14 protein-coding genes are annotated in these 17,861 nt (G+C 59.9%); 5 read left to right on the forward strand and 9 right to left on the reverse strand.

Going from position 1 to position 17,861, the window contains the following annotated elements:
- Positions 1–251 precede the first annotated feature (251 nt).
- From AC07VO_RS15195 to AC07VO_RS15210, 4 genes are read left to right on the forward strand one after another with little or no spacing between them, the layout of a single operon-like run.
- Positions 252–1,751, forward strand: a complete 1,500-nt coding sequence (locus tag AC07VO_RS15195) for an efflux transporter outer membrane subunit (protein ID WP_086944723.1) — start codon at positions 252–254, stop codon at positions 1,749–1,751.
- Between the two features lie 59 nt (positions 1,752–1,810).
- Positions 1,811–4,003: an FUSC family protein gene (locus AC07VO_RS15200; RefSeq protein WP_086944724.1), complete on the forward strand. Its 2,193-nt coding sequence runs from the start codon at positions 1,811–1,813 to the stop codon at positions 4,001–4,003.
- Positions 3,993–4,193 carry a DUF1656 domain-containing protein gene (locus AC07VO_RS15205; protein ID WP_007896379.1) on the forward strand — a complete coding sequence of 67 codons (201 nt, stop codon included), beginning with the start codon at positions 3,993–3,995 and terminating at the stop codon, positions 4,191–4,193. The genes AC07VO_RS15200 and AC07VO_RS15205 overlap by 11 nt, the downstream gene beginning before the upstream one ends.
- Positions 4,194–4,218: 25 nt before the next feature.
- On the forward strand, positions 4,219–5,082 hold the full coding sequence (locus AC07VO_RS15210) for an efflux RND transporter periplasmic adaptor subunit (protein WP_018927139.1): 864 nt from the start codon (positions 4,219–4,221) through the stop codon (positions 5,080–5,082).
- Between the two features lie 45 nt (positions 5,083–5,127).
- Here AC07VO_RS15210 and AC07VO_RS15215 read toward each other — a convergent pair whose 3' ends face one another.
- The 3 genes from AC07VO_RS15215 to AC07VO_RS15225 are packed head-to-tail and all read right to left on the reverse strand — an operon-like array spanning position 5,128 to position 6,894.
- Positions 5,128–5,526 carry a DUF4440 domain-containing protein gene (locus AC07VO_RS15215; protein ID WP_018927138.1) on the reverse strand — a complete coding sequence of 133 codons (399 nt, stop codon included), beginning with the start codon at positions 5,524–5,526 and terminating at the stop codon, positions 5,128–5,130.
- Positions 5,527–5,572: 46 nt separating this feature from the next.
- Entirely contained in the window at positions 5,573–6,397 is an 825-nt protein-coding gene (locus AC07VO_RS15220; protein ID WP_064620202.1) for an SDR family oxidoreductase, read from the reverse strand.
- Positions 6,398–6,429: 32 nt separating this feature from the next.
- Positions 6,430–6,894, reverse strand: coding sequence for a hypothetical protein (locus AC07VO_RS15225; RefSeq protein ID WP_018927136.1), 465 nt, complete (start codon positions 6,892–6,894; stop codon positions 6,430–6,432).
- 178 nt (positions 6,895–7,072) lie between these two features.
- On the opposite strand from AC07VO_RS15225, the gene AC07VO_RS15230 reads away from it, so the two are divergent.
- Positions 7,073–9,790 carry an RHS repeat domain-containing protein gene (locus tag AC07VO_RS15230; RefSeq protein ID WP_086944725.1) on the forward strand — a complete coding sequence of 906 codons (2,718 nt, stop codon included), beginning with the start codon at positions 7,073–7,075 and terminating at the stop codon, positions 9,788–9,790.
- Between the two features lie 82 nt (positions 9,791–9,872).
- Here AC07VO_RS15230 and AC07VO_RS15235 read toward each other — a convergent pair whose 3' ends face one another.
- The 6 genes from AC07VO_RS15235 to AC07VO_RS15260 all read right to left on the reverse strand — a co-directional run bounded on the left by AC07VO_RS15235 (position 9,873) and on the right by AC07VO_RS15260 (position 17,858).
- Entirely contained in the window at positions 9,873–11,324 is a 1,452-nt protein-coding gene (locus tag AC07VO_RS15235) for a mannose-1-phosphate guanylyltransferase/mannose-6-phosphate isomerase (protein WP_064620199.1), read from the reverse strand.
- A 258-nt stretch (positions 11,325–11,582) separates the two neighbouring features.
- Entirely contained in the window at positions 11,583–12,239 is a 657-nt protein-coding gene (locus AC07VO_RS15240; RefSeq protein ID WP_086944726.1) for an alginate O-acetyltransferase AlgF, read from the reverse strand.
- A gap of 15 nt (positions 12,240–12,254) precedes the next feature.
- On the reverse strand, positions 12,255–13,430 hold the full coding sequence (locus AC07VO_RS15245; protein WP_086944727.1) for an alginate O-acetyltransferase: 1,176 nt from the start codon (positions 13,428–13,430) through the stop codon (positions 12,255–12,257).
- Positions 13,431–13,441: 11 nt separating this feature from the next.
- Positions 13,442–15,007, reverse strand: coding sequence for an MBOAT family O-acyltransferase (locus AC07VO_RS15250; RefSeq protein WP_018927131.1), 1,566 nt, complete (start codon positions 15,005–15,007; stop codon positions 13,442–13,444).
- A 254-nt stretch (positions 15,008–15,261) separates the two neighbouring features.
- Positions 15,262–16,395 (reverse strand): mannuronate-specific alginate lyase, encoded by a 1,134-nt coding sequence (locus AC07VO_RS15255; RefSeq protein ID WP_370741110.1) that lies wholly within the window; start codon positions 16,393–16,395, stop codon positions 15,262–15,264.
- Positions 16,396–16,406: 11 nt separating this feature from the next.
- Entirely contained in the window at positions 16,407–17,858 is a 1,452-nt protein-coding gene (locus AC07VO_RS15260; RefSeq protein ID WP_018927129.1) for an alginate O-acetyltransferase, read from the reverse strand.
- Between the last annotated feature and the right edge of the window lie 3 nt (positions 17,859–17,861).

Consider the following 17,861-nt stretch of genomic DNA (forward strand, 5'->3'; position numbering starts at 1 on the left):
GCAAATTGTGACACGAAGTTTCAGAGACTGAGACCCCGACCAAGGGATTATCTCGTTAACGGTAACAAAGATTCACAAGAATCCCGGCTTATCGCCAACAAGGCCCACCCCTAGAATTGCGCCGACTGTAGGAGCCGGCTTGCTGGCGATGGCATCACTGCGGTCTTCAGATAGACCGCGGCGTTCCCATCGCCAGCAAGCCGGCTCCTACAGGATCTCGTGACTCTCCCCCCTTTCAGGAATTTGCAGCAGTGCCGCGTCGCATCAACAGAGCGCTCAAGACGCTCAGTGTTTTGGCTTTAACCCTGGCAATCAGCGGCTGCATCGGAACCGGCGGTATTGCCCCACAAGGCAAGGCACTGGAGGCCAATTCACTGGCCACCGACGAAGCCATCCAGAGCGCCGCCCGGGACGCTCACTGGCCCACCGCCCAATGGTGGCAGGCCTACGGCGACCCGCAACTGAACCGCTGGATCTCCCTCGCCCTGCAAGACAGTCCGAACATGGCCATGGCCGCCGCGCGAGTGCGTCAGGCCCGTTCCATGGCGGGTATCGCCGAGTCCGCCGAGTCGCTGCAGATCAATGGCCAGTCGACCCTCAAACGCCACAACTGGCCCACCGATCAGTTCTACGGCCCCGGTGAGTTGGCCAACACCACCACTTGGGACAACAACGCCGCGCTGGGCTTCAGCTATGCCCTCGACCTCTGGGGGCGCGAAAGCAACGCCACCGAGCGAGCGGTGGACATGGCGCACATGAGCGCTGCCGAAGCACGGCAGGCCCAGCTCGAATTGCAGAACAACATCGTGCGCGCCTACATCGAACTCTCGTTGCATTACGCGCAACGGGACATCGTCGCGGCCACCTTGAAGCAGCAACAACAAATCCTCGACCTGGCGCAAAAACGCCTGGACGGTGGCATCGGCACGCACTTCGAAGTCAGCCAGGCCGAAACGCCGCTACCGGAAACCCATCGCCAACTCGATGCGCTGGACGAAGAAATCGCCCTCAGCCGTAATCAGCTCGCAGCCTTGGCCGGTAAGGGCCCGGGGGAGGGCGCGCAGTTGCAACGGCCGACGTTGTCGTTGGGGGCGGCGCTGAAGTTACCGTCGTCGCTGCCGGCGCAATTGCTCGGTCAACGCCCGGACGTGGTTGCCAGTCGCTGGCAAGTGGCGGCCCAGGCGCGGGGCATCGATGTCGCTCACGCAGGCTTCTACCCCAACGTCGATCTGGTCGGCAGCCTCGGTTACATGGCCACTGGCGGCGGTGCGCTGGAGTTCCTGACCGGCAAGAAGCTCAACTACAGCGTGGGACCTGCGATTACATTGCCGATTTTTGACGGCGGCCGCTTGCGTTCCGAGCTGGGTGAAGCCTCGGCCGGTTATGACATCGCCGTGGCCAAATACAACCAGACGCTGGTCAATGCGCTGAAGAACATCTCCGACCAGTTGATCCGCCGCGAGTCGATGGACAAGCAGCAAACGTTCGCCGCCGAATCGGTGGCCACGGCGCAGAAGACCTACGACATCGCGATGATCGCCTATCAACGTGGGCTCACCGATTACCTCAACGTACTCAATGCGCAGACTTTGCTGTTCAAGCAACAGCAAGTGCAGCAGCAGGTTCAGGCTGCGCGGTTGAGTGCTCATGCTGAGCTGGTGACTGCTTTGGGCGGAGGCCTTGGCGCTGGCGACGACGTCCCGAGTGCCGAGAAAACCCTGCCCCCGAAAACCCCGAGCCTTTTGAAGTGAGCACGACGTTTCAGGCACACCCACAGTTCCTCAAGCCCTAGACCATTGAGCAAAATTTCATGACTCCCTTGCCCGCACCTTTGCGCTGGCTGTATTCCCTTGAATGGCGCCGGGGGTTCTTCGACTGGGCGCGCAGCGACGGCGTGACCTGGGTCTACATTTTCAAGGTGCTGTTCGCCGCATTCCTCACGCTGTGGCTGGCCATGCGTCTTGAATTGCCGCAACCGCGCACCGCGATGATCACCGTGTTCATCGTCATGCAACCGCAAAGCGGCCAGGTGTTCGCCAAGAGTTTCTATCGCTTTCTCGGCACGTTGGCCGGGTCGGCGGTGATGGTCGCGCTGATTGCCTTGTTCGCGCAGAACACCGAACTGTTCCTCGGCTCGCTGGCGATCTGGGTCGGCCTGTGCACGGCTGGCGCAGCGCGTTGTCGCAACTTTCGCGCCTATGGATTTGTGCTCGCCGGTTATACGGCGGCGATGGTTGGGCTGCCCGCTCTGGCTCACCCGGACGGCGCATTCATGGCTGCGGTCTGGCGAGTGCTGGAAATCTCTCTGGGGATTCTCTGCTCGACGCTGGTCAGCGCCGCGATCCTGCCGCAAACCGCCAGTGCGGCGATGCGCAATGCGTTGTATCAACGCTTCGGTGTGTTTGCGTTGTTCGTCACTGATGGCTTGCGCGGTCGCAGTCGGCGCGAAGCGTTTGAAGCAAGCAACGTTCGGTTCATCGCCGAAGCGGTGGGCCTGGAAGGACTGCGCAGTGTCACGGTGTTCGAAGACCCGCACATGCGTCGGCGCAATGGGCGGCTCAGTCGCTTGAACAGCGAATTCATGGGCGTCACCACGCGCTTCAATGCCCTGCATCAGTTGCTCGAGCGCCTGCGCAGCAGTGGCGCCGATCATGTTGTCGCGGCGATCAAACCAGGGTTGCAGGACTTGGCCGAAGTGCTCGACGGTTTCAGCGGCCGTGCGCTGACCAGCCCTGATGCCGCTCGCCTGACCAGCGCCTTGGCGACCTATAAGGACAACTTGCCGGCGCGGGTGCGCAAGCTGCGGGCGAGCTTTCAGGAGAACGATCCGAGCGACGCCGAGCAGCTGGATTTTCACACCGCCTACGAACTGCTTTATCGCTTCGTCGACGACTTGCACAGTTATGCACAGACCCACGCGTCCCTGGCCGATCACAGCCACGAACGGGAGCGTTGGGACGAACCCTTCACCCCGCAAACCAATTGGCTGGCCTCGGCCGCGTCGGGGATTCGCGCCGCGTTCATCCTTGTGGTGCTCGGCAGCTATTGGGTGGCCACCGCGTGGCCGAGCGGGGCGACCATGACCCTGATCGCCGCCGCCACAGTCGGCCTGTCAGCCGCGACGCCAAACCCCAAGCGCATGGCCTTTCAGATGGCCTGCGGGACCTTGCTCGGGGCGCTGATCGGCTTCGTCGAGATGTTTTTCATCTTTCCCTGGATCGACGGTTTTCCATTGCTTTGCGTGATGCTCGCGCCGGTGATCGTGCTCGGCTCGTTCCTCACTTCTCGGCCGCAATACGCCGGTGTCGGCCTGGGGTTGCTGATCTTCTTCAGCACCGGTTCGGTGCCGGACAACCTTACGGTCTACAACCCTTACGCCTTTATCAACGACTACATCGCCATGGTCATGGGCATGCTGGTGTGCGCGGCGGCCGGGGCAATCATTCTGCCACCCAACAGCCGCTGGTTGTGGCGGCGGCTGGAGCAGGACTTGCGCGGGCAAGTGGTGTACGCCATCAGCGGCAAACTCAAAGGGCTGGCGTCGAGTTTCGAAAGCCGTACGCGGGACTTGCTGCATCAGGCCTATGGCCTCGCCGCAGGACAGCCGCAGGTGCAGCGGGACTTGTTGCGCTGGATGTTGGTGGTGCTGGAAGTTGGCCACGCGATTATCGAACTGCGTAAGGAACAAGCGATTCTGCCGGTGCACCCGGCGTATGCCGAATCCCAGCCGTGGCGCCAGTCCATCCGGGTGATGGGGCGTTCGCTGGTGCGGCTGTTTCTGCAACCGGGCCAGAGCAATCTGGAGCGGGCGCTGGTCGCCGTCGACCACGCGATCGGCCGCGTGCAGGCCACCGACGAACCCTTTGCGCCGCACTTTGATACCTCCGCATTACGCCGGGTGAAGAGTTACCTGCACTTCATCCGCACCTCGTTGCTCGACCCGCAATCGCCGCTGGCTTCATACACCACTGCCAAGCCCCAAGGACTTGAACATGCCTCGTGAAATCGCCTTCCACGGCGTGTACATGCCGACCATGACCCTGATGTTTTTCATTGCGGCGGCGCTGGCCTGGGCCCTTGACCGGTTCTTGTCCGGGTTCGATCTGTACCGTTTCTTCTGGCACCCGGCGCTGCTGCGCCTGAGCCTGTTTACCTGTCTGTTCGGCGCCTTGGCGCTGACTGTCTACCGTTGACTCTCTATCACTGAAGAAGGCCTTGATGAAAAAGCTTTTCAGCCTGCTCGCGACCTTGCTGGTGCTGGCCCTTGCCCTGTGGATCGGCCGGACCTTGTGGGTGCATTACATGAACACGCCCTGGACCCGTGACGGCCGGGTGCGCGCCGACATCATCAACGTCGCCGCCGACGTGACCGGTGAGGTGGTGGAGGTGCCGGTACGCGACAACCAGTTGGTGAAAAAGGGCGACTTGCTGATGCGCATCGACCCCGAGCATTACCGCCTCGCGGTGAAACAGGCGCAGAGCCTGGTGGCCTCGCGCAAGGCCACGTGGGAGATGCGCAAGGTCAACGCCCATCGCCGCGCCGACCTCGACAACCTGGTGATCTCCAGGGAAAACCGCGACGACGCCACCAACATCGCCGACTCGGCCCTGGCCGATTACCAGAACGCGCAAGCGCAACTGGAAGCCGCCGAACTGAACCTCCAACGCACCGAAGTGCGGGCGGCGGTGGACGGCTACGTCACCAACCTCAACGTCCATCGCGGTGACTATGCGCGCATCGGCGAAGCGAAAATGGCGGTGGTCGACATGAATTCGTTCTGGGTTTATGGCTTCTTCGAAGAAACCAAACTGCCGCATGTTCGCGTGGGCGATAAAGCCGACATGCAACTGATGAGCGGCGAAGTGCTCAAGGGCCACGTGGAAAGTATTTCTCGCGGCATCTACGACCGCGATAACCCGGAGAGTCGCGAGCTGATCGCTGATGTGAACCCGACCTTTAACTGGGTGCGTCTGGCGCAGCGGGTGCCAGTAAGGATTCACATTGATGAAGTGCCGGAGGGCGTGCTGTTGGCGGCGGGGATTACGTGTACGGTGGTGGTGAACCCCCCGGCTGGCGAATAACCTGTGGCGAGGGGGCAAGCCCCCTCGCCACAAAAAGTGGCCGTGTCAGCCTTGGCAAAACGTCTCATGCAAATGCCGCCAAACCACCTTGCCATCGGCCTGTTTCTCAAACACCGCCGAGGACCGCCGATCAGAATGCAGCCCCGTCGCATCGGTCTGTTGCTCGCGGTAACTGACCACTGCGCCACCGTCATACAGCGCGACACCTCGCAGCTCGCTGAGCTCAATCCTGAACCCGAGCTTCTTCCCGCCCGCCAACAGAAACAATTCATTCAACGCCTCGAAATCCAGCACCCGGCCCAACGGCGAGACCATGGAAAACTGCGGCGAAAAACGCGTCAGCAATTGCTCAAGCTCGGCCTCGTCCCGTTCCTCGGCCAACCATTGCTCGATGGCTACGTGGGCCTGGATCACTTCGTCAAAGTATTCGGTGTAGTCGGTCATGCTGTTTCCTGAAAGTCTGAAAGTGTGTTTTGACGCCTTCGCGGTCTCAGAGCTGCCCGCGCAACCCGAACCGCTTCATCAACCCCGACTCCAGCAACCCTTTTGGCAATAACCCCGCCATCAATGGCAACGCCCGGCTGCCGTTACCCAAACGCACCAGACGCGGTGGTTTGCTCTGCTGCACAGCCTTGAGCAAACCGGCGGCAAATTCACTGGCCGGCGTTGGTTTATCTTGAGAGGCCTTGGCCCGTGCACGAATACCTTCACGCAGCGGAAACCACGGTGATTGTTCGGTGATCAGTTGCTCGGCTTCGTGGCCGGCATTCTTCGCGAAGCTGGACGCGATAGCACCGGGCTGAACTTCCATGACCCGCACGCCGAACGGCGCCAGCTCCATGCGCAGCGCATCGCTCAAGGCATGCACGGCGGCTTTCGAGGCGCAGTAGGCACCGGCAAACGGCGTGACCAGAACCCCGGAAACGCTGCCGATGTTCACCACCAGCCCCCGGGCGCGACGCAGTACCGGGAACATTGCGCGAGTGACGCCGACAATCGCAAACACGTTGGTTTCGAACTGGCGCTGCATGGCCGGCACGCCGCCATCGAGCAGCGGCCCCATGGCGCCATAACCGGCATTGTTGATCAGCACATCGAGGCCGCCGCGTTGCTGGTTGATCCGCTCGCTCAGCTGTTCGAGGGCCGGGCCATCGTTAACGTCCAGCTGCACGGCGGTGAAACCGGCGGCGGTGAGGGCTGCCACGTCTTCAGCCTTGCGGGCACTGGCCCAGACTTCGTAACCGGCATTTTTGAAGGTGTCGGCAAGTGCGCGGCCAATGCCGCTGGAGCAACCGGTAATCAACGCAACAGGCATGGCGCGGTCCTTGTGCAAAAGAAAAAGGGGGATCAGTCGGAGAAACTACCCTGCAACCGTTCAGCGCGAAATTCCAGGGTTTGCGGGCGGTAGCCGGGGCGCAAGGGCGGTAGCGGCAAGCAGTCTTCCCAACTGCCGCCGGCCTGCAATTCGCCGGGGCCGCGATAACGTGGCGCGGCGTATTGATTGTCGGCCAGGTTCACCGTATCGCCCGGCGCATACGCCGCGATGCGCCAGCGCAACTCGATCAGTGGCACGTCGTTGCCGTTTTTCATCGTGAGCTTCAATGGCCGATCTGCAGGGCAGTGCTCGGGTGCGTAAGTGATGCGCAGCTCAAGGCGTGCCAGTTGCTTGATTTCGCGGTTGTCCATCCAGAACACCCACGTCGCCACCAGGCCCAATCCGACAGCGGCCGCCACGGAAACCGGCACGGCCTTGGCCGGGTAGCGCAGCAGCAGGATCAGCCAGGTGATGACCAGCAGGACGCCGATGAACATGTTTGAACGCTCCATGAACGGATAACCGACATCCTACCGAAGGGGCACGAGAATGGATATTCGGTGAGCAAGGGGTTGTACCGTTGGTCGGTACTGTAATTTCTGACAGTAGCCAGCCATGTTCTTGAAACGTTAGAAGACATTGGCCGACGGGGCTGTTATTCGATGGACAGAGGCGATGGAAATGCACCACAAGACGCCCACACTGAGGATCTTCGATCCGCGCGGCCTGTCGATTCGCTTGGTAGATTACTGGCGCGCCATCGAAAACCTGCCCGCTGAGGTCCGCATCAATCGCACTGCTCACAATGGCGCAGGACGTGCAGTCAAACAGTGGGATCCGCGGTTATGGGCGCTGCAAGAAGGCGATCCCCTGACCCCTCCCAATTTGATCACGGTGTATTCGCTGTCCGGGAACGCGTTGCGCACGGACAGCGTTGATGCCGGAACGCAGATCACCCTGCGCGGTCTGGCCGACGAAGTGTTGTCGGACTGGGACAGCCGCGAAACACGTCGCGAGGTCGAATATGACGATTTGCTGCGGCCCGTGGCGGTGTTCGAACAGGGCGCCGTGGAGCCCCGTCGCTGTGTCGAGCGCTTTGCTTATGGCTACCCGGGCCAGGGTCATCAGGACCTTAACCAGTACGGCAAACTGATTCGCCATGACGACCCGGCGGGCAGCGTACTGTTCGACTCGTTTGCGATCAGCGGTGAAGGCATCGAAAACACCCGCCACTTCACCCTTGAGCCGGTAACCCCCGATTGGCCGGAATCGATTGATGATCGCCGACGGCTGCTCGAACCGGGGACTGGGGCGACGTCCAAGTGGCGTTTCGGCCCGTTGGGTGATGTGCTGGAACAGACCGATGCCAAGGGTAATCGTCAGACTTTCGCTCTGACCGTCGATGGCCGATTGCGCGAAAGCCGACTGCAATTGAAGGATCAATCCATTTGGCAAACGTTGGTCAGCGAGATCCGCTACAGCGCCCAAGGGCAAGTCGAAGAGGAGGTCGCGGGTAACGGGGTGCGGACGACGCTGGCCTATCGACCCGAAGACGGTTTGTTGATGGAGCGTCGGGCACAGGATGCCAGTGCCCGAATGTTGCAGCATCTAATCTACGACTATGACCGGATGGGCAATGTCTTGAGCATCGAGGACAAGGCCCTGCCCGTGCGCTACTTCGCCAACCAGCGCATCGACCCGATCAGTCGCTTCATCTACAACAGCCTGTACCAGTTGATCGAAGCCTTTGGCTGGGAAGCGGGCGGTCCCGATCAAGGACCCGAGTCGGTTGGTCGCACCGATCCGGCGGCGGTTAGCAACTATCGGCAGATTTACCACTATGACGAGGGCAGCAATCTGCTGAAGGTGACCCACATCGGCGCGCAAAAACATGGGCGCGATTTGAAAGCTGCCCGCTACAGCAATCGCTGCCTGCCCTGGCGCAACGGCGTGCCGCCCGCGGAAGAGGACATCGCCGCCGCATTCGACGCCAAAGGTAATTTGCTGGAGTTGGACCAGGGACGGTTGTTGACCTGGGATCTGCGCAATCAATTGCGCTCGGTCAGCCCGGTGGAACGCGCCTCCCGACGCAATGACGGTGAGTGCTATTTTTACGATGGCGCTGGCCAGCGGGTGCGCAAAATCCGCGCGTTGCAGACCAGGGCTCGCACCGTGATAGCTGAAGTGCGTTACTTGCAGGGCTTGGAACTTCGTACCGACAGTGGCACCGGGGTGGTGTTGCAGGTCATCACCGCGCAGGCTGGCCTCAACACCGTGCGGGTGTTGCATTGGGACAGCGAGCCACCGTCCGGTGTCAACGATCAGTACCGCTACACCCTGGTCGATCACCTGAGCTCCTGCACCGTGGAACTGGCCGATGACGCGCAAATCATCAGCCGGGAAATTTTTTATCCCTTTGGCGAGACCGCGTGGTACGACGCGATTGAAGTGGACTATAAAACCATTCGTTATTCGGGCAAGGAACAGGATGCCACGGGGCTTTATTGCTATGGCTTCCGGTACTACATACCGTGGTTGCGGCGATGGGCGAGTACCGATCCGGCAGGCGCTGTGGATGGCTTGAACCTGTATCGGATGGTTCGAAACAACCCGTTAACGTTCTTTGACGAGCAGGGTGAAAACTCAAAATCCAACTCGGCAGTGCGTACAGCGATCGAGATTTTTGAATCGTATAAGGACAATTATAGCGATACGGACAGAGTGACTCCTTACAACATGATGAACACAATCACTCAGGGCAAACTGAAGTTCAAAACAGCAAAGGCAACACCTGCGGTGCTTGAAAAGACCAAGCCCCAGAACTTTACCTTGCGCCATTACACGGTCTACGGGAGCAGCGGCGAAACACCTCCCTTTATGGAAATCGCGTCTAACTTTTCTTTGGTTCACCAGAACTTGAAGACGTTGGGCGGAAAGGGCGGCAATACCAATGAAAAGGATTGGACCAAGGCCGGGAACATGGGCTTCACCTTCTTTCTTCTGGCGATAAATGGAGAAGTGAATGAACGCAAGTTTCTCGGCTCGATGACACACTTTGCCGAATACGATCTTGAGGATGACAAGGTGCTGGAGGCAGCCTTGGGTAAAGATTTCGATAAGGTAGAGTTTTTTGCTTCTCCCGATGTACTCGATCCCAAACACTCTTCGGACCTGGGCGCGGTGCCAATGGTTAAAGGCCCACTGAAAGAATTGAAGGCGCTGCTGTTAGGCAACTCGGGAATCAGTCCGGTTCAGGTGGGAAGAATGAGTTCACGAGCATTACTTGACAGTATCGATAGTGCGTTTCATGGAACACTTGAGATCAAAATACCAGGATCAATAAAGGTCAGTGGCTGGCATAGAAAACCAGCCACAACCCGTAAGGCTGCATGAATGTGTAAAAAAGCCCCCGCCCAACCCGCTGCGGATAGGGAACGCAGCGGGCTGGACGAGGGCTTTTTGATTTGCTGATTGATTACTGCGCGATGGTTTTCACCGACACGCCGCGCTCGATCGGGGTGGAGCGACCGTAGATATCTTCAAACCGCTCGATATCGTCTTCGCCCAGGTAGCTGCCCGATTGCACTTCGATGATCTCGAGTGGAATCTTGCCCGGGTTGCGCAGACGGTGTACCGAGGCGATCGGGATGTAGGTCGACTGGTTTTCACAGAGCAGGAACACGTTTTCGTCGCAGGTCACTTCAGCGGTGCCGCTGACCACGATCCAGTGTTCGGCGCGGTGATGGTGCATCTGCAGCGACAGGCACGCGCCCGGCTTGACCGAGATGTGCTTGACCTGGAAACGACCGCCCATGTCCACCGAGTCGTAGGAACCCCACGGACGATAGACTTCGCAGTGGTTCTGGGTTTCGCTGCGGCCCTGTTCGTTGAGGGTGTTGACCATCTGTTTGACGCCTTGGACCTTGTCCTTGTGGACGATCATCATGGCGTCCTTGGTTTCGACCACCACGATGTTTTCCAGGCCGATCACCGACACCAGTTTGCCGTTGCCGTGGATCATGCAGTTTTTGCTGTCCTGGATGACCACGTCGCCTTTGGTGACGTTGCCGTTGGCGTCCTTTTCATTGACTTCCCACAGCGACGACCAGCAACCGACATCGCTCCAGCCCGCGGTCAGCGGTACGACGCAGGCGCGCTGGGTTTTTTCCATCACGGAATAGTCAATGGAATTGTCCGGGCAGCAGGCAAAGGTGGCGGAGTCGATGTCGATGGTGTCGGCATCCTGCACGCTACGTTCCAGGGTCAGTACGCAGGTGTCGTAGATGTCCGGATCGTGCTTTTTCAGCTCTTCGAGGAAGCGGCTGGCGCGGAACAGGAACATGCCGCTGTTCCAGAAATAACCGCCGGACTGGACGAACTCGGTGGCGCGTTTCACGTCGGGTTTTTCGACGAAGTGCGAGACACGGCTGACGCCTTCCGGCAGCAGGGCATCGTTGGTGGATTTGATGTAGCCGTAACCGGTTTCCGGTTTGGTCGCCGGCACGCCGAACAGCACCATTTCGCCACGCTCGGCCGCCACAGTGGCCAGGGCCAGGGCGCGTTGCAGGGCTTTCTGGTCTTCCAGGACGTGGTCGGCCGGCAGCACCAGCATCAACTCGTCGCGACCTTCATTGACCAGCATCATCGCGGTCAGGGCCACGGCCGGCGCGGTGTTACGGCCGAACGGTTCCATCAGGATGCGCTGGGTTTCCAGTTTACGGGCGCTCAGCTGCTCGTTGACGATGAAGCGGTGATCCTTGTTGCAGACCACGATCGGGGTATCCATGCCTTCGAACACCAGGCGTTCCAGGGTTTGCTGGAACAGCGTGTGTTCGCCGGTCAGGGCGAGGAATTGCTTGGGGAATTGCTTTCGGGAAAGCGGCCAAAGACGTGAGCCGCTACCACCTGACAAGATCACCGGAATCATGTTGTTACTCCCTTAAATCGATTGGTTAGAGCCACGAACGTTCTGTCGTTTCACTCTTGTTTTTGTTCCGTAATCAGATCGGCTCACCGATTCTGTAGCAGCTGCCGAGCCTGCGAGGCTGCGTTCGGCGACGTAGTCGTCGTGAATCCCGTCAATGCGGTCATTCAGAAAGACCGAGTTGCTTGGATTGCGACTGCTTCGCAGTCGGACGCAGGCTTCGCCAGCTGCTACAGGGTGATCACCGTCCTGATGAATTAATCAGCGCGTCGACACCGGGCGCTTGACCCAGACTGGCGACAGGCTGCTGCCGTTGCCGGTGACGTACAGCACCGCCGCTTCACCGCGTTCCAGGGCAACCGGCTTCACGTCGCCGACTTTCTTGTCGCCTTCGTACAGCGCCAGGCTGACTTTCACCGGGTTGATTTCACGCTCGCCACGGCCCTTGGCGGCCACGTTCGGCACCACATCGGTCTTGCCGTCGGCGGTTTTCAGGGTCAGGGCCTTGTCGCTGAGGTTCTGCACGCGTACCAGGGATTTCTGTTTGTTCTTGAACGGCGGCTCTTCGATCAGTTGTGGCGCGCCGCTGGCGTTGTTGACCAGAGTGTAATAGTGATCGCCGGCCAGTTTCACCGGCAAGGTCTGGCTACCGACCTTGGCGCTGTAGTCGCCGCCCGGCATGAAGCTGAAGTCAGTGCTGGACAGCGGCGCGACTTCGTTCAGGTTGGTGGTGCCGACTGTAGCACTGACTTCAGCGTTACCGGCGTTGTAGACCCGCACGAAGCTTGACCCTTTCGGTGCGGTCGGGCCGTAGAGGGCAGCGTCGCCACCGGCAAAGGCCTGCATCGAGAGCACGCTCATGCCGGCAACGAGAGCGAAGGTCTTGGCGAGACGGCGAGGAGTAGTAGTGAAAGTCATGGGTGTACCTCTCTTTCAGTTTTGCGCCCGGTCGGGCGTCTCGGATTTGGTGTTTACAGCTACGTTTTGTTGGCGCGCGCCGGCTTGTTTAAGCTCTGCGACCCACTGCGGGTCGGCGTCACCGATTTCGTTGTTCACAGGCAGATATCGTTCAGGGAATTCCCAGATCAGCACTTGTGGCGGGCTGTTCTTGAAGGCATCGCTTTTCAGGTAGCTGAGCATCGGCAGAATCGGGCCATGGCCGTCTTCGGCGTAATTGACCACGTCGCTGTGCAGCGCTTCTTTCAGCGCACCGACGAAGTTCCAGTTAGGGTTGGCGCTGTAGCTGGTGCCGATCAGGGCCACCGGCACTTCCGTGTTGGCGAACAACGCGTCATCACCGGTCGGTTGATCCTGGGCCGCCACGGTGTTGCGCTTCTGCAAAGGTTCTGGCGCCGGCATCAGGTTTTCGAACAGCGGGTCCAGCGGCAGGAACAACCGCAGGTCGCCCTTGTGCGTCACCTTCTCCGCCGGTTCAGTGACGAAGTTTTGCGGTTCGCCGCTGAGCGGAGCCTTGTCGGCGATGGTTTTGGCCAGGGTCTGGGCAGCGACTTGTGCGCCTTCCGGGGTCCAGTGGGTGTCGGTACGCAGGAACACTTGCTGACCGTTGCGCTTGGCTTGTTGCAGCGGGCCGAGCAGGTCAGGGGCGAGGATCTTGTCGGCCGCCACGCGAGCGTGGAAGTCCTTGTACAGATTGGTGTGGATACTCGCCGGCTTCACTTCACCCAGGTGCTCCGGGTACAGACGCGTCTTGGCCGGAACAATCGCCATCACCAGTTGCACGCCTCGCTTTTTCAGTTCCTGGCGCACGCCTTCGACCAGCGCGTAGTTGCCTTGCAAGTTCAACTCTTCGTTGACGATCGGGTGGAACTCTTCATCGCTGTAGAGCCACTGATCGCGACCGAGCACCACGCCCGGACGACCTTCGTTGAACAGTTTGAAATCCAGCGCGGCCCAAAGGTTGGTGCCCAGGCGCTTGATCGGGAACTCGTCGTCATAGTGCGTCTCGACGGCTTTGGTCCAGCGCCCGTTGAGCACGGTGGCATCGGCGTTGGTACTGAAGCCGAAGAAGCTGCGTACCGACCACACGCCCAGGACCAGCAAGGTCACCAGGAACAGCGCGATGTAGAAGATGCGTAATGAGCGGGTCATGGTCAGATCCCTCAGAACTGGAAGTAAAGGAACGGCGAAAAGCTTTGCGCCGAGAGTTTGAGAATCGAGGCAATGAACAGCAGCAGTACCAGGGCGCGCATCACGTAACGGGACCAGTCGGCGGTCCAATAGGCCGGTTGCACAGTCGCTTCAACGCCGACGGTGTAACCCGGCTCGTGGATGCTGGCCGGGTTGTCGCCCGGTACGGCTTTGATCATTCCAGGCGTCGCCGCGGCCGGGCCGTCGGTTTCGATGTTCACCGCCGGTTTGGTCTTGACCGGCGGCTGGTTGGTGTAGAAATCACGCAGGCCGAAGAACGCCAGGGTCACGTAAGCCACCACCAGGGTTGCTACTTGCAGACCGGTGAGGCTGGCCTGGTTGAGTTCCGACAGCGACCATTCGCCGAAGCTGAACATTGCGCCGTACATGCGACCGGCGACGTGCAGGTTCTCTGCGCGGAAGATCACCCAGCCCATGACCACCAGCAGGAAGGTCAGGACCCAGCGGATCGGGTTGAAGCTGCGCGGCGAAGTGTTCAGGCCGATGGCTTTTTCGATTGCCAGCCACATGCCGTGCCAGGCGCCCCAGACGATGTAGGTGATGTTCGCGCCGTGCCACAGACCACCGAGCAGCATGGTCAGGAACAGGTTGCGATAGGTCATCAGCGTGCCTTTACGGTTACCGCCGAGGGTGATGTACAGGTAGTCACGCAGCCAGGTGGAGAGGCTGATGTGCCAGCGCCGCCAGAACTCGGTGATCGACTGGCTGACGTACGGCTGTTTGAAGTTTTCCATGAAGCGGAAACCCATCATCAAGCCCAGGCCAATCGCCATGTCGCTGTAGCCGGAGAAGTCGAAGTACAGCTGTGCGGTGTAGGCCAGGGCGCCGAGCCAGGCATCGCCCGTGGTCGGGTTCTGCAAGGCGAAGCAATGGTCGGCGACCACCGCCAGGGTGTCGGCGATGAACACCTTCTTGATGAAACCCTGCATGAACCGCGTGGCACCTTCGGAGAACTTGTCGAGGGTGTGGGTGCGGTTGTTGAACTGGTCGGCCAGGTCGCGGAAACGCAGCACGGGGCCCGCGATCAAGTGCGGGAAGATCGCTACGAATGCGGCAAAGTCGATCAGGTTGCGGGTGGCCGGGGTATCGCCGCGGTAAACGTCGATGATGTAGCTGATGGACTCGAAGATGTAGAACGAGATCCCGATCGGCAACAGTACGTGGGTCAGGATGAACGGCGACAGACCGACCGAGGTCATCATCGCGTTGATGCTCTCCACGCCGAAGTTGGCGTACTTGAAGTAGCCCAGGATGCACAAGTCCACCGCGACGCCGAGCAGCAGCCAGCGCTGGGCCGGTTTGGTCCGGACACCAGCGGCGCCAACTTTCAGGCCGATCCAGTAGTTCCACAGCGTGACGGCTGCGAACAACGCAAGGAAGTCCACACGCCACCAGGCGTAGAACACGTAGCTGGCGATCAGCAGCAGCAAGTTGCGATAGCGTTGCCCGCTCAAGTAGTACAAGCCGAGAAAGATCGGCAAGAACAGAAACAGGAACACGTTGGATGAAAATACCATCCTGATCTCTCCATGTTTAACCAACAGTCAAGGGCCAACGGCCCCCCCAAACCCCCCACGAAAATCCGGGGGTGTATTACTCAATTCATGCCTGACACTGACCCTGTGGCGAGGGGGCTTGCCCCCGTTCGGCTGCGAAGCAGTCGTAAAACCGGTAAACGCGTTATGCCTGAGTCACCGCGCTGTCAGGTTTTGGGGGCGCTACGCACCCCAACGGGGGCAAGCCCCCTCGCCACAATGGATAGCGCTGAGCTTTAAGAGCCCTTGTTGCCTTTCTCGTTGGCCGGGTCGTAGACCTTGGTCAAGTCCCCGCCGAGGCGGAAAGACTTGAACGGCTGCATCTTGTGCTTGAGTTCCAGCACATTCGGCGCGCAGGTGTAGAGCGAGCAGAACGGTTCGAGCCAGGCGAATTTCGAGTCGATCTTGAGATCGGTCATGTCCTGGCCTTTACCGTTTTTCTTCTCGAATTGATCCGGGTCGTCCACGCCGGCCAGTACGCGATCACCCAGGCGTTTCAAGGCACCGTTGTTTTCCTGACGCAAATCCACACCGTTGGCCTGGGCGAAACTGGCGATCATCGCCAGCGGCGGCAGGGCATAGTTGTGGTAGGCGAGGGCGCGTTGCTGGCGCTTGAGTTCGTTAGGCAGGAAGCCTTGGGCATCGATCTGATTGGCGCCGACCTTGAATTCCTTCACGGCCCAGTCGAACAGGTCGCGGCGGTTGGTGGCGACCGACGTGGCCATCACCGACCAGGCGGCCCAATACGAGTGGTTGTTGGTCTGTTCGAGCGGCAGGTTGTCCCAATCGCTGACCACCTGATCGGCCATTTTGCTGAACCAGGCTTCAATCACCTGCGCTTGTTCCTGGTGGGTGGCCAGGGGATGCGAGTCAGAGAATTTCAGGCGGATATAGGACGACGCCATGCTGCCCAGCGCCCATTTGCGCATGGACTTGCCGGTGTGGTTGAAGTCCCTGGACATCAATGCATCGGCCTTGGCCCAGGCGGTCAACCAGTCGAGGGTGCATTCCAGTTGTTCCGGGCGACCGTCACGCATGAACTGCATCACTCGCTTGCTGGTGCCGCGCTCGATCTTGGTGATGTCGGCGGTGGTGTCGCGGAAGGCCTTTTCCGATTCCTCGTTCAGAGTCGAACGGGCCTTGTCGGAGCCTTCGTATTTGCTGCGAAACTGCAGGGCGCCGGTGTACGGCGTCGGCATTGCGTCGCAGCCTTCACTCTTGTCGCCGGTCTTGAATTTATCCACAGGCGCAAAATACCCTTGAGGCGGGCGCAGTGGTGCGGCGGCCTGAGTGGCGCCAGCGAACATCGCCAGAGCCAGCAGGGAAGGCGCGAGTAACTGTTTCAAAGTTCGGGTTTGCATGCAGTTCATAAGAGGTAGCCTCATTGCCCGGCTTGAGCAGTACGCTGCCCGGTGCCGGAGAACACGTTACGTTTGCAGATTTTCGCTTCGACTTTCTGCGGCGCGGCACCTGGTGTTTCAGGCCCCTGGACTTCAACGGCCAGCAGATTCTGCGAGGCCCAGTCTTCGTCCGTGCGCAACTCGAAGGCGAAACGCCCGTCGGTTTCGGAGGTTTCCGGTTTCTCGATCTTGATGTCCTCATGACGCCCATTCATGTACCAGAGGGTGGCATGCAAGGTTTTCACCGACGTATCGGCGAAGCGGATGTCGACCTGGTGGTCGCTGTTGCGCAGGTCCAGGTTCTTGCTGTTGACCAACAGTTCGTTTTTGCCCGGCTTCACCATGGCGCTGCTGCTCATCTGTGCATCCTTGCCTTCGCAACCGTTGTCGAGCAGCGCCATCATCTGGCGGTAGATGGTTTCCTGGTCGAGGCGATAAAGCGGCGAGAATTCCCAGATGAGAATTTTCGGAGGCTTGGTCTGGAACTCCTGGCTGCCCAGGTACTGCAGCATCGAACCTTCCAGGCCACCGCCGGGGAATGCCACGTTGAGGATGTCGGCGCCGATGGCCTCTTCGAGGAAACCGGCGAAGTTGTAGTTCTTGCCACTGTGGCTGGTGCCGACCAGGGTGATTTCCGGGTTGCCGGATTCACCGAACAGATCGCCATCCGCTGCTTCGCCCTTGGGCTCGGTGGTGAACTGATCCATGTACTGGATCGCGTAGCTGGTGCCACAGAGTTGACCCGCCATGTTGTGTAACGTTCCGGTCTTGCCCATGCGACCCGACTTATGGGTCTCGAATTCACGCTTGGGAATGTCGGCGAAGGCCGGCAACTGCTTGACCTTCTCGGCGACGATCTTCGCGGTGCGCTGGGCGCCATACGGGGTCCAGTGCTGGTCGCCGCGGAAGTAGAAATCGTGGGCGGGCAGGGTGTCGGGCAGCGATTCGTTGGTCAGTGGTGACAGGTCGGGGACCACGTAGCCCATCTGCGCGAAGCGCCCGAGCATGGTCTTGTAGTTGGTCAGGGCCTTGTCGAAATCGTATTTGGCTTTTTCTTCCGGGTTCAGCTTGTTGCGGTTCACCAGGCCACGGGTCGGCTGGTAAACGATGACCAGCTCCACGCCTTTGCTCTTGAACGCATCGTGCAGTTGTTTCAGGCGTTTGTAGCCGGCGGGTGTGGTATCGAATTCGGTGCGCAGGTCTTCTTGGGTACGGAACAGCCAGTCGCCCTGGGCCTGCACCAGCGTGGTGAAGTTCTGCTGATAGCGGGTGGTGTAGTTCTTCGGGTCGTGGGCTGCCGGGCACAGGCTGCAGCACGGCTCGGCGCTGAAGCTCGGTGCCTTGGCGTCTTCGGCACGCACGCCAGTGCTGGCCGCGAGAATACCCGCGGTCAGGGCCGACAGGCTGAGTAATTTGATCAAGTGTGGGTGCATAAA

Source organism: Pseudomonas sp. GW821-FHT03E01 (assembly GCF_059420765.1).